The organism is Streptomyces daliensis, assembly GCF_054782395.1.
The window spans coordinates 1-23699 of the sequence record NZ_BAAGSO010000007.1 but is presented as its reverse complement, the minus strand read 5'-3'; the positions used below and the strand labels follow the sequence as shown (position 1 = coordinate 23699).

The 23699-nt window shown below is 73.5% G+C and carries 19 protein-coding genes; 15 read left to right on the top strand and 4 right to left on the bottom strand.

The genetic code is table 11. The features are described from left to right. Nucleotide 1 precedes the first annotated feature (1 nt). Complete coding sequence (locus tag ACYVOO_RS01725; RefSeq protein WP_461013877.1) at nucleotides 2–1435, top strand: NAD(P)/FAD-dependent oxidoreductase; 1434 nt, start codon at nucleotides 2–4, stop codon at nucleotides 1433–1435. A 168-nt stretch (nucleotides 1436–1603) separates the two neighbouring features. Continuing rightward, a complete protein-coding gene (locus tag ACYVOO_RS01720) occupies nucleotides 1604–2065 on the top strand; it encodes a hypothetical protein (protein WP_461013876.1) in 462 nt (153 codons plus the stop codon). A 107-nt stretch (nucleotides 2066–2172) separates the two neighbouring features. On the opposite strand, the gene ACYVOO_RS01715 is transcribed toward ACYVOO_RS01720, so the two are convergent. Next, a complete protein-coding gene (locus tag ACYVOO_RS01715; RefSeq protein ID WP_461013875.1) occupies nucleotides 2173–2946 on the bottom strand; it encodes a phosphatase PAP2 family protein in 774 nt (257 codons plus the stop codon). A gap of 232 nt (nucleotides 2947–3178) precedes the next feature. Next, the gene (gene gabT / locus ACYVOO_RS01710) at nucleotides 3179–4528 is read right to left on the bottom strand and encodes a 4-aminobutyrate--2-oxoglutarate transaminase (RefSeq protein ID WP_453350589.1); all 1350 of its coding nucleotides are present in this window, start codon (nucleotides 4526–4528) and stop codon (nucleotides 3179–3181) included. Nucleotides 4529–4882: 354 nt separating this feature from the next. On the opposite strand from gabT, the gene ACYVOO_RS01705 reads away from it, so the two are divergent. After that, nucleotides 4883–7150 (top strand): ATP-binding protein, encoded by a 2268-nt coding sequence (locus tag ACYVOO_RS01705; protein ID WP_461013874.1) that lies wholly within the window; start codon nucleotides 4883–4885, stop codon nucleotides 7148–7150. Between the two features lie 49 nt (nucleotides 7151–7199). Next, entirely contained in the window at nucleotides 7200–9047 is a 1848-nt protein-coding gene (locus ACYVOO_RS01700) for a PucR family transcriptional regulator (protein ID WP_461013873.1), read from the top strand. A gap of 104 nt (nucleotides 9048–9151) precedes the next feature. On the opposite strand, the gene ACYVOO_RS01695 is transcribed toward ACYVOO_RS01700, so the two are convergent. Then, complete coding sequence (locus tag ACYVOO_RS01695) at nucleotides 9152–10633, bottom strand: M14 family metallopeptidase (protein ID WP_461013872.1); 1482 nt, start codon at nucleotides 10631–10633, stop codon at nucleotides 9152–9154. Between the two features lie 345 nt (nucleotides 10634–10978). Between ACYVOO_RS01695 and ACYVOO_RS01690 the strand changes: the two genes are divergently transcribed. The 10 genes from ACYVOO_RS01690 to ACYVOO_RS01645 all read left to right on the top strand — a co-directional run bounded on the left by ACYVOO_RS01690 (nucleotide 10979) and on the right by ACYVOO_RS01645 (nucleotide 20301). Continuing rightward, nucleotides 10979–12433: an aldehyde dehydrogenase family protein gene (locus ACYVOO_RS01690; RefSeq protein WP_461013871.1), complete on the top strand. Its 1455-nt coding sequence runs from the start codon at nucleotides 10979–10981 to the stop codon at nucleotides 12431–12433. A 103-nt stretch (nucleotides 12434–12536) separates the two neighbouring features. Next, a complete protein-coding gene (rpmF, locus tag ACYVOO_RS01685) occupies nucleotides 12537–12707 on the top strand; it encodes a 50S ribosomal protein L32 (RefSeq protein ID WP_461013870.1) in 171 nt (56 codons plus the stop codon). Nucleotides 12708–12822: 115 nt separating this feature from the next. Continuing rightward, a complete protein-coding gene (locus ACYVOO_RS01680; RefSeq protein ID WP_461013869.1) occupies nucleotides 12823–13443 on the top strand; it encodes a TetR/AcrR family transcriptional regulator in 621 nt (206 codons plus the stop codon). Between the two features lie 52 nt (nucleotides 13444–13495). Continuing rightward, a complete protein-coding gene (locus ACYVOO_RS01675) occupies nucleotides 13496–14089 on the top strand; it encodes a DUF4865 family protein (RefSeq protein ID WP_461013868.1) in 594 nt (197 codons plus the stop codon). Beyond that, a complete protein-coding gene (locus ACYVOO_RS01670) occupies nucleotides 14086–15108 on the top strand; it encodes a phosphotriesterase family protein (protein ID WP_461013867.1) in 1023 nt (340 codons plus the stop codon). Before ACYVOO_RS01675 ends, ACYVOO_RS01670 begins: the two co-directional genes overlap by 4 nt. Before the next feature lie 41 nt (nucleotides 15109–15149). Continuing rightward, a complete protein-coding gene (locus ACYVOO_RS01665) occupies nucleotides 15150–15917 on the top strand; it encodes a metallophosphoesterase (RefSeq protein ID WP_461013866.1) in 768 nt (255 codons plus the stop codon). Nucleotides 15918–16204: 287 nt separating this feature from the next. Beyond that, the gene (locus tag ACYVOO_RS01660; RefSeq protein WP_461013865.1) at nucleotides 16205–17194 is read left to right on the top strand and encodes a hypothetical protein; all 990 of its coding nucleotides are present in this window, start codon (nucleotides 16205–16207) and stop codon (nucleotides 17192–17194) included. A gap of 37 nt (nucleotides 17195–17231) precedes the next feature. Next, complete coding sequence (locus tag ACYVOO_RS01655; RefSeq protein WP_461013864.1) at nucleotides 17232–18017, top strand: GH12 family glycosyl hydrolase domain-containing protein; 786 nt, start codon at nucleotides 17232–17234, stop codon at nucleotides 18015–18017. A 313-nt stretch (nucleotides 18018–18330) separates the two neighbouring features. Continuing rightward, complete coding sequence (locus tag ACYVOO_RS01650) at nucleotides 18331–19542, top strand: sensor histidine kinase (protein WP_461013863.1); 1212 nt, start codon at nucleotides 18331–18333, stop codon at nucleotides 19540–19542. A gap of 54 nt (nucleotides 19543–19596) precedes the next feature. After that, entirely contained in the window at nucleotides 19597–20301 is a 705-nt protein-coding gene (locus ACYVOO_RS01645; RefSeq protein WP_461013862.1) for a response regulator, read from the top strand. A gap of 62 nt (nucleotides 20302–20363) precedes the next feature. On the opposite strand, the gene ACYVOO_RS01640 is transcribed toward ACYVOO_RS01645, so the two are convergent. Further along, on the bottom strand, nucleotides 20364–21392 hold the full coding sequence (locus ACYVOO_RS01640; protein WP_461013861.1) for a LacI family DNA-binding transcriptional regulator: 1029 nt from the start codon (nucleotides 21390–21392) through the stop codon (nucleotides 20364–20366). Between the two features lie 291 nt (nucleotides 21393–21683). Between ACYVOO_RS01640 and ACYVOO_RS01635 the strand changes: the two genes are divergently transcribed. Continuing rightward, nucleotides 21684–23585 (top strand): acyl-CoA dehydrogenase family protein, encoded by a 1902-nt coding sequence (locus ACYVOO_RS01635; RefSeq protein WP_461013860.1) that lies wholly within the window; start codon nucleotides 21684–21686, stop codon nucleotides 23583–23585. Nucleotides 23586–23699: the final 114 nt, after the last annotated feature.

Here is a 23699-nt window from a genome sequence, read left to right as displayed (position 1 = left end):
CATGACCGACTCACCCGCGTCCTCCGCCTCTCCCGTCGCCCTGCGGGCGCTCGCGGGCGCGCGCCCCGAGCCGTACTGGCTGGACGACCCGGAGCACCGCCCCGAGCCCGGCGCCGCGCTCGTCGGCGATGAGCGGTGCGACCTGCTCGTCGTCGGAGGCGGCTACAGCGGACTGTGGACCGCGCTCCTCGCCAAGGAGCGCGACCCCGGGCGCGACGTGGTGCTGATCGAGGGCAGGGAACTGGGCTGGGCCGCCTCGGGCCGCAACGGCGGCTTCTGCGCGGCCTCCCTCACCCACGGCTTCGCGAACGGCCTCGCCCGCTGGCCCGGGGAGATCGCCCGGCTCGAAGAGCTGGGGCACCGCAACCTCGACGCCATCGAAGAGGCCGTCCAGCGCTACGGCATCGACTGCGACTTCGAGCGCACCGGCGAGATCGCCCTCGCGACGGAGCCGCACCAGGCCGAGGAGCTGCGGGAGGCGGCCGAGGACGCGCGCCGCCTCGGCCTGGACGAGGGCCTGACCTTCCTGGACGGCGACGCCGTACGCGAACACGTCGACTCCCCCACCTTCCTCGCGGGGCTGTGGGACCGGCGCGGCGTCGCCATGCTCAACCCGGCACGCCTCGCCTGGGGCCTGGGGCGGGCGTGCGCGGAGGCGGGCGTACGCGTCTACGAGCGCACACCCGCGCGCGAACTCGCGGCCTACGGGGACGGGGTGGCCGCGCGCACCCCGTACGGGCGCGTCTTCGCCCGGCGGGCGGCGCTGGGCACCAACGCGTTCCCCTCGCTGGTCCGGCGGGTGCGCCCGTACATCGTGCCCGTATACGACTACGCCCTGATGACCGAGCCGCTGAGCGCGCGGCAGCTCGCCTCGGTGGGCTGGTCGGGACGGCAGGGGCTCAGCGACAGCGCCAACCACTTCCACTACTTCCGGCTCACCGCCGACAACCGCATCCTGTGGGGCGGCTACGACATCCTCTACCACTACGGCAGCCGCATCGCCGCCGAACACGACCAGCGCCCGGAGACCTTCCGCAAGCTCGCGGCGCACTTCTTCCGCTGCTTCCCGCAGCTGGAGGGGCTCGGGTTCAGCCACACCTGGGGCGGCGTCATCGACACCTGCTCCCGCTTCTCGCCCTTCTTCGGCACCTCCCACGGCGGACGGGTCGGCTACGCGGCGGGCTTCACCGGGCTCGGCGTCGGCGCGACGCGCTTCGGGGCCGAGGTGATGCTCGACCTGCTGAGCGGCGAGCGGACGGAGCGCACCGAACTGGAACTGGTCCGCAAGAAGCCCCTTCCCTTCCCGCCCGAGCCCGTGCGCTGGGCCGGGATCGGGCTCACCCAGTGGTCCCTGGCCCGTGCCGACGCGCGGGGCGGGCGGCGCAACCTGTGGCTGCGGGCCATGGACGGCGTGGGCATGGGCTTCGACAGCTGAGTTGAGCTGAGCTGACGTGACCTGACGTGCGGGCCGACACGTGGCCGGGCCCCGCGTCTTTTTCCAAGGAATCTTCGTAAACCGTGTAAGGATCCCGCGCGCCCTCCCTCTCCCTCGTGAGCGGACCGACCGACCACGAGTGGCACGAGTGAGTGAGGAGTGGCGACCATGAGCGGCACAGCGGGGGCGAAGAGCGCGGTCGAGTGGCTTGCGTCGGTGGCACCCGATCCGGAAGCGTGCCGGTGGGAGTGGGAACGGAACCCGCTCGGCGTGGCCCTGCTGCCCGCCGGGCGGCGCTGGGACGTCCTGATCGTCAGCGGCGAACTCGGCTACCCCACCCTCGACATCCTCACCAACTGCCTCGACAGGCCGGGCCCCGTCCTCGCCGACTTCGGCGAATCCCGCATCGGCTGGTTCGTGCCACCGGGCACGGCGACGCGCTGGCTCGGCACCGGCATCCGCTGCGCGGGCCAGGGCACCTGGATCGTCGTCCCGTATCCGGGGCGGGTGACGGGCGGGGTCCGCTGGCTGATCCCGCCCGACGGGTCGGGGACCCTGACGGACCCCGTGATCCTGGAGATGGCGCTGCACGAGGCCGCGGCGCGGATCGCGGGCGAGGGCGGCGACTGACGGTCTGGTCGGCCCATGAACCGGCCCGCGGCACCCGCGACGGACCAGTTCACGGCCCGACCAGGCCCCGGCCCCTTCTTCCGGGCCCTGGCCCCCCGTGGTCCCGGCTACCCCGGCGGCTCGGGGGAGGCCGGAGCGGTGCGCGAGGCGACGGCGTACGCCGCCGTCAGCAGGACCCAGGCCAGGCACCAGCTCGCCAGGACGTCCAGGGGCCAGTGGTAGCCGCGCCACACCAGCCCAGGGCCGTTGAGCAGGGTGAGCGCGACGGCCGCCGCGAGGGGCGGCCACCCCCGTCGGACATGGGGGAGGAGCAGCAGCGCGGCCCCTCCGAAGGCGACCGCTGCCGTGGCCGCGTGCCCCGAGGGATAGAAGCCGCTCCCGCCCAGCGGTCCGGCTCTGCCGATCCACGCCTTGAGGAGGGACACGACGAGGGGCACGGCCGCCATGGCCACCGCGTAGGGGAGGACGGCGTAGCGCAGAACGGGTTTCCGTCGCCGCGCGCGCCAGAGCGCGCAAGCCATTGCTACGGCGAGGGCGCTCAGGGCGACTTCCATGTTGCCGAGATCGGCGAGGAGTTCGGCGAGCGGGACGGGCGGGGAGGCGCGCCGCATCGCGTCGCCGAGGCGCTCGTCCGCCGCGCGCAGCGGGCCGCGCGAGGCGATCTGCCAGGTGACGGCCGAGAGGACCAGCAGGCAGAACGCGGCGGTGAGGACGGCCCGCAGCCGCGCGGACCCGGGGCGCTCGGGGCGTTCCGGGCGCCCGGCACGCCCCGGGAATCCGAGGCGTCGGAGAAAGGAGATCGACCGCTCCGGAACAGGGGGGAGAGTCCCGGAGCGGTCGTGTCGACCGGTGTTCCGCAGGTCCCGGGGGGTGTGGGACAAGCGGCCATCCGATCGGTGAGGAGCGTGCGCGAGGGCACGACCGGGCCCGTCTTGGGGAGAGACTGGCTCGGGCCGGGAATCCGGGGACATGCCCCGGACAACCCGGCATCTGCAGAAACCGTACGGCAGGACTTCCGGCCCGGACAGGCCGATTACGGTCCGGACATCGGCCCCGCACACATTCTTCACGGGGAGCGCTCCCGTCTCTCCCGCGACTCTCCCGCGACCTCCCTCAGAGGGTGGAAAGCGCGTTCTCCAGGACGTCCAGACCCTCGTTGAGCAGGTCCTCGCCGATCACGAGCGGGGGGAGGAAGCGCATGACGTTGCCGTAGGTGCCGGTGGTGAGCACGAGCAGGCCGTTCTGGTGGCACGCCTTGGCGAGCGCGGCGGTCGCCTCCGGGTTGGGCTCCTTGCCGCCCGGCTTGACCAGCTCGATGGCGAGCATCGCGCCACGGCCGCGGACGTCGCCGATCACCTCGTGCTGTCCTGCCAGCTTCTGGAGGCGGGGCTTCATGACCTCCTCGATGCGCTTGGCGCGGGCCGGGAGGTCCAGCTCGCGCATCGTCTCGATCGAGCCGAGCGCCGCGGCGCAGGCGACGGGGTTGCCGCCGTAGGTGCCGCCCAGACCGCCCGTGTGCGCCGAGTCCATGATCTCCGCGCGCCCGGTGACGGCCGCCAGCGGAAGGCCGCCCGCGATGCCCTTCGCGGTGGTGATCAGGTCCGGGACGATGTCCTCGTCCTCGCAGGCGAACCACTGGCCCGTACGGCAGAAGCCGGACTGGATCTCGTCGGCGACGAAGACGATGCCGTTCTCCTTGGCGAACCGCGCCAACTGCGGCAGGAAGCCCTTCGCGGGCTCGATGAAACCGCCCTCGCCGAGGACCGGCTCGATCACGATCGCGGCGACGTTCTCGGCGCCGATCTGCTTGCTGATCTGGTCGATGGCCTGGGCCGCGGCCTCGTCGGCACAGTTCTCCGGGCCGGTCAGCCAGCGGTACGGGTAGGCGACGGGCACGCGGTACACCTCGGGCGCGAACGGCCCGAAGCTGTGCTTGTAGGGCATGTTCTTGGAGGTCAGGGCCATCGTGAGGTTCGTACGGCCGTGGTAGCCGTGGTCGAAGACGACGACCGCCTGGCGCTTGGTGTGCGCACGCGCGATCTTGACGGCGTTCTCGACCGCCTCGGCGCCGGAGTTGAACAGGGCGCTCTTCTTGGCGTGGTCGCCCGGGGTGAGCCGCGCCAGCTCCTCGCAGACCTCCACGTAGGGCTCGTACGGCGTCACCATCACACACGTGTGGGTGTAGTCGGCGAGCTGCTGGGTCGCGCGGCGGACCACGGCCTCGGCGCTGTTGCCGACAGAGGTCACGGCGATGCCGGAGCCGAAGTCGATGAACGAGTTCCCGTCGACGTCCTCCAGGACACCGCCGCCCGCGCGCCGCGCGAAGACCGGCATCACCGTGCCGATCCCACTCGCGACCGCGGCCTCCTTCCTGGCCATGAGCTCCCGCGACTTCGGACCGGGAATGGCGGTGACGACGCGGCGCTCCTGGGGGAGGGCGGGGCCTCCGGACAGTTCCGTCATCGTGGTCATAGCGCTCTCCTCAGGAGGAAGGGGTTGTGCACGTTCTTCGCAGGCTAGGGGCAGGGGAAGGGCCGAGACATGCACCGCTCCGGAGAAGTATCCACGGCGTGTTGGCCGCGACGGCTATAGGCGGCCACGGGGGCGCGACGGGCCCGGCCCGACGCCCCGTCCGGGCCGGGCGCGTGCCGCGTTCCCGGGCTTGTCGACGGCTCGCCCGTGGGCGCCCCGCGCCCGGCACCGTCGCGCTGTCCCGCCCTTCGGACGGTCGCGGGCCAACTGTCGCACTTGGCGGCTAGATTGGGCGCAGGAGTGGAGACGCAGGCTGGGCAGGGAGCAAGGGAGTAGAGGCGGCACATGGAGATGGGGTCTCCCCACCGGAGGCAGGACACGGAGTCGCCCCGCCGGGGACAGGGCATCGAGGACGCGGGTCCCGCGGACCCCCGCACCGGCACGCCCGACCCACCCGGCCCGCCCCCGCCGACCCCCGGCACGCCACCCCCACGGCGGCCCGCCCCGTCGCGTCCTGAGCCTTACGGGGCGGGGACGGAGCCCTCGGCCGTGGCACCCTCCCAGGCCGTCCCGCCCATGCCGCTGCGGGCCCCCACGGCGGGGCCCCCGCTCGCCGACTGGCTGCGCGCACCGCGCCCCGAGGCGCAGCCCGGCATCTGGCGCTGCGGCCACGAGCCCCGGCCCCCCGAGGAGCCCGACCGGATCGATGGCCGGCAACTGCTGGGCGGAGCCGCACTGGCGCTGATCCTGGGACTGCTCACCTGGTCGCTGTTCTGGAACGACTATCTGCCCTTCCTCACCCGCCCCCTCGTCTGGTTCACCCCCGACCACTGGCGCACGACAGGGGACCGCGCCGCGTTCTCCGTCGCGGTGCGGATCTATCAGTTCCTGATCGCTGCCCTCATGACGTTCGCCTTCGGCCGCGCGGGCCGCTGGGCGGAGGTGTGGCGCCGGTACTGCGCGCCGCTCCTCAAGAAGGCGGTGACGGAGGACCCCTCTGGCCGCGGGTCCTCCGGCGCGTCGGCGCCGTCCCTCGCCGCCGACGACCGCGCCGCCTGGCCGGAGGTGCGCGCCGCCGGTGAGCACGGGGCGGCGGACCTGCTCGCGGCCGAGGCGCTGTCGGGCCGGATGAACGACGTCGACTACGCCCGTATCGACCGCGCCTGGCAAGGCGTGCGGGCCCAGCCCGCGAGGCTCCCCGACTTCGCCGAAGAGGTCAGGCAGCGCGGAGCCACCGCGTATGTGCACCCGTCGGGCACGCGTGATCTGCCCGTGCGCGCCGCGCACCACGACCTGGTCACCGGGCAGGTGCGGCTCGGCGCGGCGCCCGACGAGAAGCGGAATCCGTACGCCTACCGGGGCACGGCCATCGCGCTGGAGCCGAGCCTCCTCAGCACCTCGCTCCTGGTCGTCGGGCCCTCGGGCGCGGGGAAGACGCGCAAGGTCGTGCGGCCCGTGGTGGAGGCACTCTCGCTCCAGGCGCTCGCCAGGCGGACGGCCGTCGTGGCCGTCGGAGCCTCCGGTGCTGGACTCGGCCCCGACGACGCGTACGACGTCGTGATCAAGATCGGCGACCCGGACTCGGTGTACGACCTCGACCTCTACGGCGGGAGCACCGATCCCGACGAGGCCGCCGCCGTCCTCGCCGAGGCGCTGGCCGGTGACGAGGCGGAGGCTGACCCCCGGCGCGTGGCCACGGTCATCGCCCAGCTCATCGGCCCCTTCCGTATCGCACACGGCCGTTTCCCCTCCGTTCCCGAGCTGCGCGAGCTGGCGGACGGCGTGCCGGTCGCTCTCGCGTCGCTGCGGGAGGCGTGCGAGGCGGCCGGTCCCTCCGCGGGCGCGGCGCTGCGCGAGCTGGACGCGCGGGAGCGCCAGGCCACCCGGCCGGGAGACCTTGGCGCCGTCGTCGCGGACCGCCTCGCGCTTCTCGACCGTCCGGCGTTCGCGGGTTTCTTCGACGCCAGTGGTCGCACGCGGCCCTTCTCGATGCGCGCGATCGACCACCCCCTGCGCGTGCGCGTGGACCTGCCCGAGCGCGGACACTCCGAGGCGTCGCGGCTGCTGGCCCGCCTGCTGCTCGCCCAGTTCTGCGCCAGCGCGCTCGCCCGCAAGGACCAGTCGCGGTTCGTCTGCCTGGTCCTCGACGACGCGGCCCACACCCTGACCGCCTCCTCCGTCCGGGAGATCCAGCGGCTGCGCTCCGCGCACGCGGGCGTCGTCCTCGGCCTCCGCACGCTCGACGACGTACCGGAGCAACTGCGCGCCACGGTGCTGGCGGCGGTCGGCTGCCGGGTGGCGCTCTCCGGCCTGAGCACCTGGGACGGGGAGGTGTTCGCGCAGGCGTGGGGCCGTGACTGGGTGGAGACCGAGGACATCACGCACGCCCCCGACTTCCACGGCGGCCTCGTGACGCGCTGGGTGCGCGGGATCCGCACCCTTTTCACCGGGGTGCGCGCCACGGCCAAGTCCGTCACCGTCCGCACCGTCCAGCGCGAGCGCTGGTCCGCGTCCGATCTGGCCAATGACGTGCCGCCCGGTCACGCCGTGTTGTCGCTGATGACCGTGCGCGGTGAGCGGACTCCGCCGATACTGGCGAAGCTGGGGGAGTGACTTCGGGAATGACCGAATTGAGTTGGACGCCTGTACGGTGAGGATCGTTATGCCACCGACTCTTGCCACGCTTGTTCAGCACTCCGCTCTCCGGCTCTCCGTGCTCGCGGGGCAGGACCGGCTGGACACTCCTGTGCGCTGGGCGCACGCCAGTGAGCTGGCCGATCCGACGCCCTATCTCGACGGCGGCGAGCTGCTTCTGGTCACCGCGCTCAAGCTGGACGCCGAGGACGCGGAGGCCATGCGCGGCTATGTGCGGCAGCTCGCCGACAAGGGTGTCGTCGGGCTGGGCTTCGCCGCCGGGGTCAACTACGAGAAGGTGCCCGAGGCGCTCGTCGACGCCTGCCGCCGCGTCGACCTCCCGCTCCTGGAGGTGCCGCGCCGCACCCCGTTCATCGCCATCAGCAAGGCCGTCTCGGCGGCCATCGCCGCCGAGCAGTACCGCGCGGTGACCGCGGGCTTCGACGCGCAGCGCGAGATGACCCGCGCCGCGCTCTCCCAGGAGGGCCCCGCCGCGCTGCTGGCCAAGCTGGCCTCGGAGGTGGACGGTTGGGCGGCGCTGTACGACGCGTCGGGCGCCGTCGTCGCCACCGCGCCGACGTGGGCCGTGCGCCGCGCGGCCCGCTTCATCGGCGACGCCGAGCGGCTGCGCGACCGTCCCGCGCCCGCCAGCGCCGTCGTCAGCGAGGCCGAGGCGGGGGACGACCGGGTCGAGTTGCAGTCGGTGGGCAGCGGCCGTCGGGCCAAGGCGGTGCTGGCCGTCGGCACCGCCGCGCCCCTGGGCACCGCCGAGCGCTACGCCGTGCACTCGGCCATCGCGCTCCTCACGCTCACCATGGAGCGCTCGCGCGCGCTCCAGGAGGCCGAACAGCGGCTGGGCGCCGCGGTGATGCGGATGCTGCTCTCCGGGGAGGCCGATCACGCCCGCGCGGTGGCCGGGCGGCTCTACGGCGGCCTCCTGGACGCCCCCATGCGCGTGATCGTCGCGGAACCGGCCTCGGGCGCGGCGGCCCGCTACGCCAACTCGCACTCCCACCCCCACTCCGCCTCCTCCTCGAACTCCCCGAACTCCGCGCGCTCCTCCGGCGGCACAGGCGGCACCGGCACCGGCACCGGCACCGGCGCCGTCGGCTCCCGGCAGCGCGGCGCCGCCTCCGCGCCCCCCGCCCTCGTGACGCTCGCCGAGACGGGACCCGGCGTCAGCGTCTCCGTGCCCGCGCCCGAGGCCGTGCCCTCCGCGCTCGCCGGTCCGCTCGACGGGCTGGCCGACGCGATCGAGACCGCGGCGGCCCGCAGCGGCGAAGCGGTGCTGGTCATCCCGGACGGCACCCGCCTCGTGGTGCTCGCCGCCGACGGCGGCGCGGCGGTAACGGCCTGCGCCCAGTACGCGGCGGCCTGCGTGGACGCAGCGACGGAGCCCAACGGCGCGGGCGGGCCCAGCGGTGCCGGCAGCGCGGGCGGCCAGGGAAGCCAGGAGGACGTCGCGTTCATCGGTGTCTCGGCGCCCGCCGGGCTCCCCGCCGTCGCCGTCGCCTTCAAGCAGGCCGATCAGGCGCTCTCCGTGGCGCGAAGACGCGGCGTCCCGCTCGTGGAGCACGAGGACGTGGCGGCGGGCTCCGTGCTGCCCCTCCTCGCCGACGACGCGGTGCGCGCCTTCGCCGACGGACTGCTGCGCTCGCTCCGCGAGCACGACGCCAACGGGCGCGGCGATCTCGTCGCCTCCCTGCGCGCCTGGCTCTCGCGCCACGGCCAGTGGGACGCCGCCGCGGCCGACCTCGGCGTCCACCGGCACACGCTGCGCTACCGCATGCGCCGGGTCGAGGAGATCCTCGGCCGCTCCCTCGACGACCCTGACGTGCGCATGGAGCTGTGGCTGGCCCTCAAGGCGACGGGCTGACGGGCAGGCTCACCGTCCCCGGGCTCCGCTCCGCCCGCCGCCCCCCGGGCCCCCGTGCCTCGTCCCCCCCCGTTGGCCCGTACCCCCGTACCTCTACGGAGCGGCTACGCCGCCGGGCAGTACTGCGCCTCCTTGCCGATGGACCGGTACATGCAGTCGGCGTTCTCCAGGAGGATCAGGACGGCCTCCTTGTTGCGGGAGGTCTGCGCCGGGATGACCTCGTCGGGCGGATAGAAGCCGCCGGAGCCGCCAGGACCCGGGTACATCTCGAAGGTGTAGCTGAAGATGCCCTGGTCACCCCAGGCCCAGTCGTTGATCGAGCCGTCCGTGATGTAGAGGTCGCTGGACTGCTGCGGCGTGTACCCGTTGCTGCGGGCCATCTGCGTCCCCACGGCGGCGAAGGCGTTGCGGTCGTCCTGGGTGAGGGGTCCTCCGGTGTCGTTGTAGGTGTAGCCCCAGGGCCACAGCACCAGTTCGCTGTAGGTGTGGAAGTCGATGTGGGCCGTGATCTGCTGCTGGCCGCCGATCACCCGGCTCCGCATGAAGTCCGCGACGACGCGGGTCTCGGGCGCCGAAGCGGCCGACGGTCCTCGGTAGGTCTCCGACGACGTGCTGCCCGAGGAGCCGCCGCAGCAGCCCCACCGGTAGGCCCAGTTGCGGTTCAGGTCGGTGCCGACGTACGACGAGCCCGTGTTCGGCTGCCGGTTCTTGCGCCACATCCGGTAGCTGCCCGTCTGGATGTCGTACTCGCCGCCGTCCGGGTTGACGTCGGGGATCAGCCACAGCTCGCGCCCGTTGACCATGTTGGTGATCCGGCTCTCGGAGCCGTACTTGGACCCGAACTCGTTCATCGTGTAGAGCGCCATCTCGACGGTGAGGTGCTCGCGCGCGTGCTGGTGGTGGGTGAAGAGCACCTCGGGCTCGGCCTCGTCCTGCCCGACGCTGTCGCTGATCTTGACGGCGACGATCTGGCGGCCCTGGTAGGAGGTGCCGATGACCTGCTTGCTCATGATGTTCGGGTACCGCGCGACGTAGCCGTCGATGGCGGCCATGGTCTCGGCGTAGTTGTGGTAGTTCGAGTCCGCCGGCGGGAAGTCCATCGTGCTCGGGGGCTCGTCCGTGCCCGTCCCCGAGCGGTCGGGGGGCCCGGCGAGCGGTGTCACCTCGTGGCCGAGGCGCTCGATGTGGCGCAGGCTCGACGCGTCGGCCGTGACCGTCACCGAGCTGTTCCGTACGGCGTCGATGGAGGCGCCGGTCGCCGCGATCGCGGAGCGCTCGGCCCTGGTGGTGACGCCGTCGATCTCGTAGCGGCCAGGTTCACTGTCGGCAGCCTCGGTGCTGGTCGCGCCGGTCGCGCCGGTCGCGCCGGTCGCGCTGGTCGCACCGGACGTCTCTGCCGTCGCGTCGGGTGAGGCCGTGGCCTGCGCGGTGAGGGGCACCGCCAGCGCCAGGGCGAGCAGCGTGGCGGTGGCCGTCGTGCGGGTTCTGCGGCCCCGCCTCGTGCGGGTACGGGGCGGGGTGCCGCTCGTTCCGGCGGGTCTCGCGGTTCCGGTGGTTTCCGTTGTGCCGCGTCTGCGTAGTCGCATCGCGTCTCCTGGGGTGTCCAGTGCGACGGGTGGGGGGCTGTGCTGTACGGCGTGCCTCGTGCCTCGTGCCTTGTGCCTCGTGCCGTCGTGCCGTACGGGCGTGCCGTACGCGCGTGCTGTGCGGGCATCGTGGCGCCGTGGCATGACCCGGTCAACGGTGATTCGGGTCAACCTCTCTGCCGCCTCGCCCTTCCCGTCGCCAGCCGCCAATCCGGCGTGGGCGCGGACGGGACTGCGCCGCGTCGGACAAGAAGGAGTCGTGGTCCGAGCCCCTACGGTGGACCGCAGAGAGTCATGGAGTGCCGGTCCGGCACCCTCCCCACCATTCCGGAAGGGCGATCCGCAGTGACAACAGCGACTTCCCCTCACGCGTTCTGGCTCGCCGGCCGCCCGGCCACCGGCGACGACACGCTCGATGTCACCTCGCCCTGGGACGGCCGCCATGTCGGCACCGTCAGCGTTCCCAGCGACGCCCAGGTCGAGGAGGCGGTGGCCGCGGCGGCCGCCGTGGCCGAGGAGTTCTCGGCCACGCCCGCACATGTGCGGGCCGCCGCGCTCGACCACGTGGTGACCCGCCTCGTCGAGCGCTCCGAGGAGATCGCGGCGCTGATCTCCGCCGAGAACGGCAAGCCCATGAAGTGGGCGCGCGGCGAGGTCGGCCGGTGCGTCTCCGTCTTCCGCTGGGCGGCCGAGGAGGCGCGCCGCTTCAACGGCGGCGAGGCCCAGCGGCTGGACTCCGACGCGGGCGGCGTGGGCCGTCTCGCCTACACCCGGCGCTTCCCCTACGGGCCCGTGCTGGGCATCGCGCCCTTCAACTTCCCGCTCAACCTCTGCGCCCACAAGGTCGCCCCGGCCCTCGCCGTCGGCACCCCGATCATCCTCAAGCCCGCCCCGGCCACGCCCCTCTCCGGGCTGCTGCTCGGCGAGCTGCTGGCGGAGACGGACCTGCCGGAGGGTTCGTGGTCGGTGCTGCCCGTGCCCAACGACCGGATGCCTGACCTGGTGCAGGATGAGCGGCTGCCGATCATCTCCTTCACGGGCTCGGCCCCGGTCGGCTGGTCCATCCTCGACTCGGCCCCGCGCAAGCGCGTCACCCTGGAGCTGGGGGGCAACGGTGCGGCCATCGTGCTCGCCGACTTCGCCGACGAGGCCGACATCGACTGGGCCGCACAGCGCATCGCGACCTTCTCCAACTACCAGGCGGGCCAGTCCTGCATCTCGGTGCAGCGCGTCATCGCGCACCAGTCGGTCTACGACCGGCTGCTGCCCAAGGTCGTCACGGCCGTCGAGGCGCTCCAGACGGGCGACCCGTCCGACCCGGCCACCGACGTCGGCCCGCTGGTGAGCGAGGAGGCGGCCAAGCGCGTCGAGTCGTGGGTGGAGGAGGCCGTCTCGCGCGGCGCGAAGCTGCTCACGGGCGGCAAGCGCGAGGGTGCCACCTACGCGCCGACCGTCCTGGAGGACGTCCCCGCCGACACCAACATCGGCTGTGAGGAGGTCTTCGGCCCCGTCATGTCGTTCACGCGGGTCGACAGCGAGGAGGCGGCGTTCGCCGCCGCCAACGACTCCAAGTACGGCCTCCAGGCGGGCCTGTTCACCCACGACATCCAGGCCGCCTTCCGCGCGCACCGCGCGCTGGAGATGGGCGGTGTCGTGGTGGGCGACGTCCCGTCCTACCGCGCCGACCAGATGCCCTACGGCGGCGCCAAGCAGTCGGGCGTCGGGCGCGAGGGCGTGCGGTTCGCGATGGAGGACTACACCTACGAGCGCGTCATGGTGCTGACCGGCCTGGAGCTGTAGCGGCGCGCGGGGCACATGGGGTCGGCGGGGCAGGTGGCACCCATCAGGCAATCGACAATCGTTTTCATGTAGCCTGACGGTGTCCCCGACCCCGGAGGTTCCCGTGGCTGTCCCCAAGCGCAAGATGTCGCGCAGCAACACCCGTCACCGCCGCTCCAACTGGAAGGCGGCGACCCCCGATCTGGTGCCGATCACCGTCGAGGGCCGCGAGATCAAGGTGCCGCGGCGCCTCGTGCGCGCCTACGAGCGCGGGCTGCTCGGCCCCGAGGGCTGATCCGCCCCTGGGTCCCCGCCCCTCCGGTCCCCTCGCCGGTTCGTGCCGCGTCCCGCCGTGGTGCGGACCGGCGACGTCTTGACGTTCTGTACCTACTGGTATGTACAGTGCGGCCATGACACCCCGCGAGCGGCCCGGACCCGGACCGGTGAACGGCTCCGCGAAAGGCTCCGGCACCGCCGAGAAGCTGATCGAGGCGACCCGCGAACTCCTCTGGGACCGCGGCTACGTCGGCACCAGCCCGAAGGCCATCCAGCAGCGCGCAGGCGCGGGCCAGGGCAGCATGTACCACCACTTCGACGGCAAGCCCGACCTCGCGCGCACGGCCGTGCGCCGCAGCGCGGAGGCGATGCGCGCCACCGCGGCGGCCGACCTGGGCGGTGAGGGGAGCGCGTACGAGCGGGTGCGCGGCTATCTGCTGCGCGAGCGCGCCGTGCTGCGCGGCTGCCGCGTCGGCGGCCTCGCACAGGACCCGGACATCGTCGCGGAACCGGCGCTGCGCGAGCCGCTGGAGGAGACGTTCGCCTGGCTGCGCGGGCGGCTGGCCGAGGTGCTCGAAGAGGGCCGCGCGAGCGGCGAGTTCGACGGCGCGCTCGACCCGCCGGGCACGGCGGCGGCCATCGTCGCCGTCGTCCAGGGCGGCTACGTCCTCGCGCGCGCCGCGGGCGACCCAGCGCCCTTCCGGCAGGCGGTCGAGGGGCTGCTCGGCCTGCTGGACGCCCGCACCCGCCCCTGACGCGCACTCGCGCTCGCACCCGCTCCTGAGACTCCTGGAAGGGCCCGCCTCCGTGCATGCCATGCAGTACGAGATCACGCTGCCCGCCGACTACGACATGGGCTTCATCCGCCGCCGCGTCGCGGCCAAGGGGCATCTGCTCGACGGTCACCAGGGGCTCGGGCTCAAGGCGTACGCCATCCGCGAGCGGGCGGCGGAGGACGCGCCGGGGCCGCGGCAGCCCGTGAACCAGTACGCGCCCTTCTACCTCTGGGAGGACCCGTCGGCGCTCACGGACTTTCTGCGCGGGCCCGGATTCCAGGGCCTGAGCGCCGACTTCGGCCGTCCGACGGTACGGAACTGGCACGGGCTCGGGCACGCGGACGGCCCGGCGAGGGGCGCCGTCCCCCGTGCCGCCGAGCGGCGCACCTGGGTGCTGCCTCCCGGCGAGGACGTGGGCGCCCACGCCGGGGCGGCCTTGGACGGGCTGCGGGAGCTGGCCCGTCAGCCCGGTGTGCACACGGCGGCGCTCGGGCTCGACCCGCACCGGTGGGAGCTGGTCCGCTTCGTCCTCCGCGACGGCACGACGGCGCCGGGCGAGGGCGACGGCAACGGCGAGGACGCGTACTACGAGGTGCTGCACCTGTCCGAGGGGCCGGGCCTGTGACCCCCACGGGGAGCGGCGGCCCGGCCGTCCGCACCGTGCTCGGCGACGTGCCCGGCGCGGCCCTGGGCGTGTGCGACGCGCACGACCACCTGTTCCTGCGCAGCCCGCGCCTGCCCGGCCAGGAACTGGCCGACCTCGAAGCGGCGGAGGCCGAGCTGCGCGGGTTCGCGGCCCTGGGCGGCCGGTCGGTCGTCCAGTGGACCCCGTACGGCATGGGCCGCCGCTCGGGCGCGCTCGTCGAACTCGCCCGCCGAACCGGCGTCCATCTGGTGGCGGCGACGGGGCTGCACCAGGCCGCGCACTACGCGCCAGGCGCGTCGGGGGAGCCGGGGGACGTGTCAGCGCGGGACCTGCCGGGGTACGGGAGCGACGATCCCTCGGAGGGGCTCGCGGAACTCGCCGACCTCTTCACCGAGGAGCTGACACAGGGCGTGCGCGGCGGGGTCTGCGGGGAGCGCGCCCGAGCGGGCCTCATCAAGGTCGCTGGCGGCTGCCACGGCCTGGACCCGCACGCGCGGCGCACCCTCGGCGCCGCGGCCCGCGCACACCACGGGACCGGCGCGCCCGTCGCCGTCCACCTGGAGGGCGGCACGGCGGCCCCGGACGTCCTCGCGCTGCTCTGCGGCGAACTCGGCGTACCCGCGCGCAGCGTCCTCCTCGGCCACCTGGGCCGGTTCCCCGACACCGGTCTGCACCGCGAGGTGGCAGAGGCGGGCGCCTGGCTCGTTTTCGACGGTCCCTCGCGCGCCCACCACGCCACCGACCGGCGCCTGTTCGACTGCCTCGCCGCGCTGGTCGAGGACGGGCACGGGGCGCGGCTGCTGGTCGGCGCCGACACGACCACGGCGGCGGCGCGCGGTGCCCCCGGCATGCCGTATCTGCTGCGGACGCTCCGGCCGCGCATGGAGCGCGAGTTCGGCCCGGAGCTCGCCGAGCAGGTCTTCGTCCGCAACCCGGCCCGCGCCTTCGCCGCCGACTGGGCCGGCGTACCGGCCGCACCGGCTCCACCGGCCGCATGACCCCGGTACTTCACGCCAGAACCGAACGGAAGAGGCCCAGCATGTTCGTCTTCGCGCAGCTCAGCGACATACACCTCGGCCAGGACAAGGGGGACGGAGGCGTGCGGGCGCGGGAGCGGGCCGAGCGCGTGCTGCGGTACCTCGACGCGCTCCCCGGCGAGCTGGACGCCGTCCTCCTCACCGGGGACATCGCCGACCACGGCGCTCCGGAGGAGTACGAGACGGCCGTCAAGCTGCTCGCGGGCTCGCGGCACGCGCCCCTGCTGTGCCCCGGCAACCACGACGCGCGCGGCCCCTACCGCGCCGCCTTCCTCGGCGGCGACCCCGCGGACACCTCGCCCGTCAACGAGTTCCACGTCCTGCCCGGCGCCACGTTCGCCATGTGCGACTCCAGCATCCCGGCGCGTGGCGACGGCTACCTCGACGACGGCACCCTCGCGTGGCTCGACCGGTCGCTGGCCGGGGCGCCGAAGGACCGGCCCGCTTTCGTCTGCTTCCACCACCCGCCGGTGCCGCTGCACGGCCAGTACGTCGACCCCATCAGACAGTTCGGCGAGGACCGCCTCGCCGAGGTCGTCGGACGGCACCCGCACGTCGCGGCCCTGCTGTGCGGCCACAGCCACACGCCCGCTGTGACCACGTTCGCCTCGCTGCCCCTCGTCGCGGCGCCCGGCGTCGTCTCCACGCTCCGCATGCCGTGGGAGGGGGCGGGCGAGGGGCCGCTCGACTACGCGCTGCCGCCGATGCTCGCCTTCCACGTACACGACGACGAGGGGCGGCTGACGACCCACTTCCGGGTGGTGCCGTAACGGCGGCCACGGCCGGTACGGAGCCGGAAGGGGGCCGGAGCGGGGCCGGAGGGGGGCCGGAGCGGGGCCCGGAGTAGCGCTCCCGTGTGCCCGGTGTGTGTCCGATGCGTGCCGGTACGCGGGGGTGCGGAACCGTCGGCCGGACGCGGACGTCTGCCGGGGAGGATTGCGCGGTGATCAAGCGTGGCAGGAGCCCCACGAGCACCATGCACCCCACAAGCAGCGCAGGACGGCCCGACGCGATACGTCGAACGCCGGGCGGCGAGAAGGCGGGAGCGGAGAGCGAGATGAGCGTGCCGGCACCTGAGCCCGCGGAGCGGGCGGACGCCACCGAGCTGGAGGAGATCCTCCGGGACATCGCGGCGAAGCTCGCCTCCGGAATGAAGCCGGGCTGGTCGGAGGTGACCATCGAGTGGACCGCGCTCTCCGGTGCCGGTCACCTCTCCTCCTGCTCGGTCGTGGACGACAGAGGGCGCAGCAGGGGCGCCTCCATCCCGCCCGACGTCAACGACCTGTGCGAGCGGCTGCGCGACGGCATGTACCGGGAGGGCGTGGGCACCTGGTTCACGCTGACCTTCCGGCTCTCGCGCTGCGGCGGCCGTACCGCCTACGACTACGAGGCGAGCTACGACTACGAGGGCAGGCCCAGCGAACTCTTCCGGCCCGAGAGCTACGCCCGTGACCTGCGACGCTACCCGCGCGACGACGCCCATCTGCCGGACTGGCTCCGCGAGCAGCTGCGCGGCCTCCCCAACGTCTACGGAGGCATCCACCTGGAACCGGGACCCGACCCCGATCCGGGACCCGACCCCGACCTCGACCCCGATCCGGGTTCCGGTTCCGGTTCCGCCGGACCGGCCGCGCCCGTGCACACGGCGGACGACGGAGACCCGCACGCGCCCGTCCCTGTGAACCTCCTCGCGGCGGAGCCCGTGGCGGCGCCGGAGGCCGAGGTCCTCGTGCCCACCCCGCAGGAGTTCGTCGAGGTCCTGCGCGGCGAGGGCTGGGAGGTCGGCGACGGCGAATACCGGGGCGAGTTCACGTTCTCGAACGACTGGGCGTCCTTCCAGACGATGTCGGGCCCGCGGCTCGTGCGCTTCGCCGGGCACGTCGATCCCGCGCGGTGGGACGAGCTGGAGGCGATGTTCGCCCGTACGGGATGGAACGTGGGCATCGACTTCCATGGTGAGGACGGCGAGGTCAGCCGCGAGATACTCGCGCGAGGCAGCGTCCGGGACACCGTCAGGGGCAACCTTCACGCGTCGGGCGGCGACTGAGGGGCGTCAGCGCATCCGCGCACCCCAAGGAGTCCCCGTGAGCCGCAGACACCCCACACCTGCCCCCACCACCCCCAGAACCCGGACCGCCCGCACCCCGCGCACCCGCCGCACCCTCCGCGCCCTCGTCCTCGCGCCGCTCCTCGCGGCCCTCGGCCTCTTCGGCTCGCTCGCCGCGCCCTCCCAGGCGGCCCCGGCCTCCCCGGCGGCGGCCTGGGAGACCTGCGACCAGTGGGGCACGTGGCAGAACGGCGGCTACACCCTCTACAACAACATCTGGGGCCAGGGCGCGGGCTCCCAGTGCATCGCAGCCGACTCGGCCTCCCGCTGGACCGTGCGCGCCGACCACCCCAACACGGGCGGCGTGAAGTCGTACCCGAACGCCAAGTACGTCGTGGGCAGGCCCATCAGCGGGATCTCGACGCTGAACAGCACCTTCGACGTGACGGTCCCGAGCGCGGGCGCGTACAACACCTCGTACGACGTCTGGGACTCGGACCACCAGCACGAGATCATGATCTGGCCCAACTGGCACGGCGCCGTGGGACCCATCGGCGGGAAGGTCACCGACGTCAGCCTCGGCGGGCGCCAGTGGGCCGTGTACAAGGGCTCCAACGGCAACAACAACGTCTACTCGTTCCTCGCGGCGCAGCAGACGAAGTCGGGCCGGATCGACATCAAGCCGGTGCTCGACTGGATCGTGCGCCAGGGCTGGATGCCCTCCAACGAGGTCATCGGCGACGTCCAGTTCGGCTACGAGATCACCTCGTCGTCCGGCGGCCTCGACTTCAGGACGAACTCCTTCGGCGTGACCGCGAACTGATCCCGGTCACCCCTGTCCCCGCGCACCCCCTGCTGACCCCTGCGTACAGCGCCGCGCCCCGGCCCTTCCCCCGTGTGACCCGCGTCCGTATCCCCCTGCGGAACGCCGGTCCCCTGTCCGGGGCGCGGCGAGCTGTACCGGAACGACGGTACGGCGCCCCCGTGCCTCCGGTCGTCAGCGCTCAGCGGTAAGAGGAACCCGTCCTTCTGCGGTATGCGGAGGGCCGCGTCGTACCAGCGCGGTAGGCGGGACCCCCGGCGTACAGCGCGACCGGTGGATGTTGGGCCCGGCACGGCGCGGTTACGCTGCGGCGATGGGGAGGGCATCCGGACTACGGCGCCGCGCGGACAAGGTGCCGTCCTGGGCCTACGACACCGCCGTCGCGCTGGCGATCACCGTCGTCAGCGTCCTGCTCGGACACGACAACGTGCCCGTCGGCTGGCAGGGCCTCGACACCCGTGGCACCCTCCTGACCTGCGCCGTCAACCTCCCGATGGCGGCCCGTCGCAAGGCGCCGCTCGCGCTGGCCCTCGGCTCCTACGCGGTGTGGACCACCTACATCGCCCTCGACTACTGGCCCGTCGTCAACACCCTGGGCCCCCTCCTCGCCCTCTACACCGTCGCCTCCCTCCGCCCGCTGCGGCAGACGGTGCTGTGCGCGCTGCTGCTCGCGGCGATCTGGAACTACGCGGGCACGACGGGCGCCGAGGCGAGCCCGGCGACCGTGCTCGGCCAGAGCATCCTCTACACCGCCGTCATCTGCGGCTTCGGCAGGCTCGCGGGGAAGGCGGCGCGGCGCAGCGTGCGGCTGGCCGAACTCGCGGAGCAACTGCGGCGCGAGCGCGCGGCGGGGGAGCGCAGGGCGGTGGCCGAGGAGCGGGTGCGCATCGCGCGTGAACTGCACGACGTCGTCGCCCACCACATGTCCGTGATCTCCGTCCAGGCGGGCCTGGCCGACTACGTCTTCCGCTCCGACCCGCCCACCGCGCGCGGCGCGCTGGCCACGATCGCCGAGACCTCGGGCGAGGCGCTGGCCGAGCTGCGGCGGCTGCTGGCCGTGCTGCGCGTCGACGAGAACGGCGAACTGACCGGCGGCGACGAGGCGTACGTACCGGCCCCGGGCCTGGACGGCCTCGGGGAGCTGACCGCGCGGGTGCGCAAGGCGGGGGTGCGGGTGCGTCTCACCGTCACGGGCCAGGTGCGCGAACTGCCGCCAGGCGTGGGCCAGTGCGCCTACCGCGTCGTCCAGGAGGCCCTCACCAACGTCCTCAAGCACGCCCGCGCGGCCACCGCCGAGGTCACCGTGGGCTACGGGGCACGGCAACTGGAGGTGACCGTCACCGACGACGGAACCGGAAGCAAGCCCACCGCGAGAACCGGCCACCACGCCGCCGACGTCCCCGTGAGCGGCGGCGGTCACGGCTTGATAGGCATGCGCGAGCGCGCCAGGATCTACGGGGGCTCGCTGACGGCGGGCCCCAGGCCCGGCGGCGGATACGAGGTGCGGCTCACCCTCCCCGCCTGACGGCGGAGTCGCGGGGCTACGGGGTTACGGGGCCGGCGGGGGGAGACCACAGCGATGGCGACACGGGTGCTCGTCGTCGACGACCAGGTGCTCATACGGGCCGGGGTCGCCGCTCTGCTCCGCGCCGCGCCCGGCATGGAGGTGGTCGGGGAGGCGTCCGACGGCGAGGAGGCGGTGCGGCTCGCCGGGCGCGAACGGCCCGACGTCGTCCTGATGGACATCAGGATGCCCGGGGTCAACGGCATCGCGGCCACCGCACGCATCCTGGAGGCGGCAGGCGAACTCCGCCCGCGCGTCCTGGTGCTGACCACCTTCGACCTGGACGAATACGTCTACGAGGCGCTGCGCGCCGGGGCCAGCGGCTTCCTGCTCAAGGACACGGGGCCGCAGCGGCTGCTGGCGGCCGTCGCCGCCGTGGCTGAGGGGGACACGCTCTTCGCGCCGAGCGTCACCCGCCGCCTGGTCGAGGCGTACGCGCGACGCCAGGAACCGGAGCGCGTGGCGCCGCCCGAGGTGCTGGAGGCGCTGACCGGGCGGGAGACCGACGTGCTGCGGCTGGTGGCCGGGGGGCTCTCCAACCCGGAGATCGCCGACCGGCTCGTCATCACCGAGTCCACCGTCAAGACCCATCTCAACCGCACCATGGCCAAGCTGAACCTCGGCAGCAGGGCGCAGGCTGTGGTCCTCGCGTACGAGACGGGACTCGTCACTCCGGGCCATTCCGTCTCGTCCCGCGCGCCCGGTCGGCCCGGACACTGATCCGTGGGAGCGGGGACGGTGACGGGCCGCGGGCGGTAGGGGGCGCGGGCGGTGACGGCGCGTCACCTCGCGGCGGGCGCCGGGCCCGTGCTGGCCCGCACCGTCAGCTCGGGCGGCAGCAGCTCGACCCGGTCAGCCAGGTCCTCGCCGCGCTCCCTCGCCCCGCTCCGCGCCATCACCAGGTCCACGGCGCGCCGCCCCATCTCGTGCGCGGGCACCGCGACGGAGGTGAGGGGCACGGACGCGTCCGTGGCGACCTGTTCGGGGCACACGGCGACCACCGAGACGTCCTCCGGCACGGCGCGGCCCTGCCGCCGCAGCAGGCTGAGCAGCGGATCGACGGCCTTCTCGTTCTGGACCACGAAGCCGGTGGTGCCGGGACGTTCGTCGAAGACGCGGGCGAGGGTGGCGGCCATCGCGTCGTAACCGCCCTCGCAGGGCCGGTGCAGCATCCGCAGCCCGAGCGCCGCGGCCCGCTCGCGCAGCCCCGCCACCGTCCGCTCGGCGAAGCCGGTGTGCCGCTCGTAGACGGCCGCCGCCTCGCCCACCACGGCGATCTCCCGATGGCCCAGCGAGGCCAGATGCGCGGCGCACAGCGCGCCCGCGGCGGCGAAGTCGAGATCGACGCAGGTCAGGCCCGTCGTGTCGGCGGGCAGCCCGATCAGCACGGCGGGGGTGCCGGAGGCGGCGAGCTGGGGGAGCCTGGCGTCGTCCAGCTCCACGTCCATCAGGATCATCGCGTCGGCCAGCCCGCTCCCCACCACACGGCGGACGGCCTCCGGCCCCTCCTCGCCGGTCAGCAGCAGCACGTCGTGCCCGTAGGAGCGTGCCGTCGTGGCGACCGCCACGGCGATCTCCATCATCACCGGCACGTACATGTCGGTGCGCAGCGGCATCATCAGCGCGATGATGTCCGACCTGCTGCTGGCGAGGGCGCGGGCTCCGGCGTGCGGGTGGTAGCCCAGCTCGGCGATGCTGCGCGTGACGCGCTCGCGGGTGGCCGCCGAGATCGAGCGCTTGCCGCTGAGGACGTAGCTCACCGTGCTGGCGGAGACCCCTGCGTGCCGGGCGACATCGGCGAGGGTGACCATCGTGCTCTCCCGGTGGTGCTCGGTGCTCGGCGGCTGTGGTTGCGGCTGCGATCGCCGACGCGGCTGCCCGACCCTAGACCGCCCCGCGAAGGCCTGTCCAGGGTGCGGAAACGCCCGGTTGGAGCGCTTCAACCGGGCTGCGGCATCCGTGGATTGCCGCGCGCGGAGCCTGGTACGGAACGTATGTATCGGGTAGATACGAGCGAGTAGCACCGACCGGTAGTTCACGCCGATACCCCTCGTGACCCATCGGCACCCATCGGCCCCACAGACCGCGGCGAGGTGAGTGACATGACCGTCTCCGAGCGCGAAGCACGAGAGGTCGCCGAGGAAGCCCGTGAGAAGGACTGGCGCAAGCCCAGCTTCGCCAAGGAGCTGTTCCTCGGGCGCTTCCGGCTGGACCTGATCCACCCGCACCCCGAACCCGCGGCCGAGGACAAGCAGCGGGGCGAGGAGTTCCTCGCCAGGCTCAAGGACTTCTGCGAGACCGAGATCGACAGCGCCCTCATCGAGCGCGAGGCCCGCATCCCCGACCGGGTCGTCAACGGGCTCAAGGAGATCGGCGCCCTGGGCATGAAGGTCGGCACCGAGTACGGCGGGCTCGGCCTCACGCAGGTCTACTACAACAAGGCCCTCGCCATGGTCTCCTCGGCCAACCCGGCGGTGGGCGCCCTGCTCTCGGCGCACCAGTCCATCGGCGTACCGCAGCCGCTGAAGCTCTTCGGCACCCAGGAGCAGAAGGAGACCTTCCTGCCCCGCTGCGCCCGCACCGACATCTCCGCCTTCCTGCTCACCGAGCCCGACGTCGGCTCCGACCCGGCGCGCCTGGCCACCACAGCCGTGCCCGACGGCGACGACTACGTACTGGACGGCGTCAAACTGTGGACCACCAACGGCGTCGTCGCCGACCTGCTCGTCGTCATGGCCCGCGTGCCCAGGTCCGAGGGGCACAGGGGCGGCATCACCGCGTTCGTGGTGGAGGGCGGCGCCGAGGGCGTCACCGTCGAGAACCGCAACGCGTTCATGGGCCTGCGCGGGCTGGAGAACGGCGTCACCCGCTTCCACCAGGTCCGCGTCCCCGCCGCCCACCGCATCGGCGGCGAGGGCGCCGGGCTGAAGATCGCGCTGACCACGCTGAACACGGGACGGCTCTCGCTGCCCGCCACCTGCGTCGGCGCGGGCAAGTGGTGCCTGAAGATCGCCCGCGAGTGGGGCGCGGCGCGCGTCCAGTGGGGGCGGCCCGTCGCCGAGCACGAGGCCGTCGGCGCCAAGATGTCCTTCATCGCCGCGACGACGTTCGCGCTGGAGGCCGTGCTCGACCTCTCCTCGCAGATGGCGGACGAGGAGCGCAACGACATCCGCATCGAGGCCGCGCTCGCCAAGCTCTTCGGCAGCGAGATGGCCTGGCTGATGGCCGACGAGCTGGTGCAGATCCGCGGCGGCCGGGGCTTCGAGACCGCCGAGTCCCTCGCCGCGCGCGGCGAGCGCGCCGTCCCCGCCGAGCAGGTGCTGCGCGACCTGCGCATCAACCGCATCTTCGAGGGCTCGACGGAGATCATGCACCTGCTCATCGCGCGCGAGGCCGTCGACGCGCACCTCTCCGTCGCGGGCGACCTGATCGACCCGGAGAAGTCCCTCGGCGAGAAGCGCAAGGCCGCCCTGGCGGCGGGCGGCTTCTACGCGCGCTGGCTGCCCAAACTCGTCGCGGGCCCCGGCCAGCTCCCCCGCACGTACGCCGAGTTCGGCGAGCTGTCGGCGCATCTGCGCTACGTCGAGCGCACGTCACGCAAACTCGCCCGCTCCACCTTCTACGCCATGTCCCGCTGGCAGGGCCGGATGGAGACCAAGCAGGGCTTCCTGAGCCGGATCGTGGACATCGGCGCCGAGCTGTTCGCGATGAGCGCGGCCTGCGTACGCGCGGAGAAGCTGCGCCGCGACGGGACGAGCGGCAAGGCCGCGCACCAGTTGGCGCACGCCTTCTGCGAGCAGTCCAAGGTGCGGATCGAGGAGCTGTTCGGGCGGCTGTGGACCAACACGGACGACGTCGACCGCAAGGTCGTGCGCGGGCTCCTCGACGGCGCGTACACATGGCTGGAGGAGGGCGTCGTCGACCCGTCGAAGGACGGGCCCTGGATCGCCGAGGCCGAGCCTGGCCCCTCCAAGAAGGAGAACGTGCACAGGCCCGTCCGGTGAGCGCGGCGGCTCCCCGGGCACCCCGGACTCCCCGGGCGCGCGCCCCGGCGCCGGGGCGCGGCGAGGCGGTCTGACGGCGCCGCCGCAGGGCGCCCGCACGGCGCACGCGGGCCC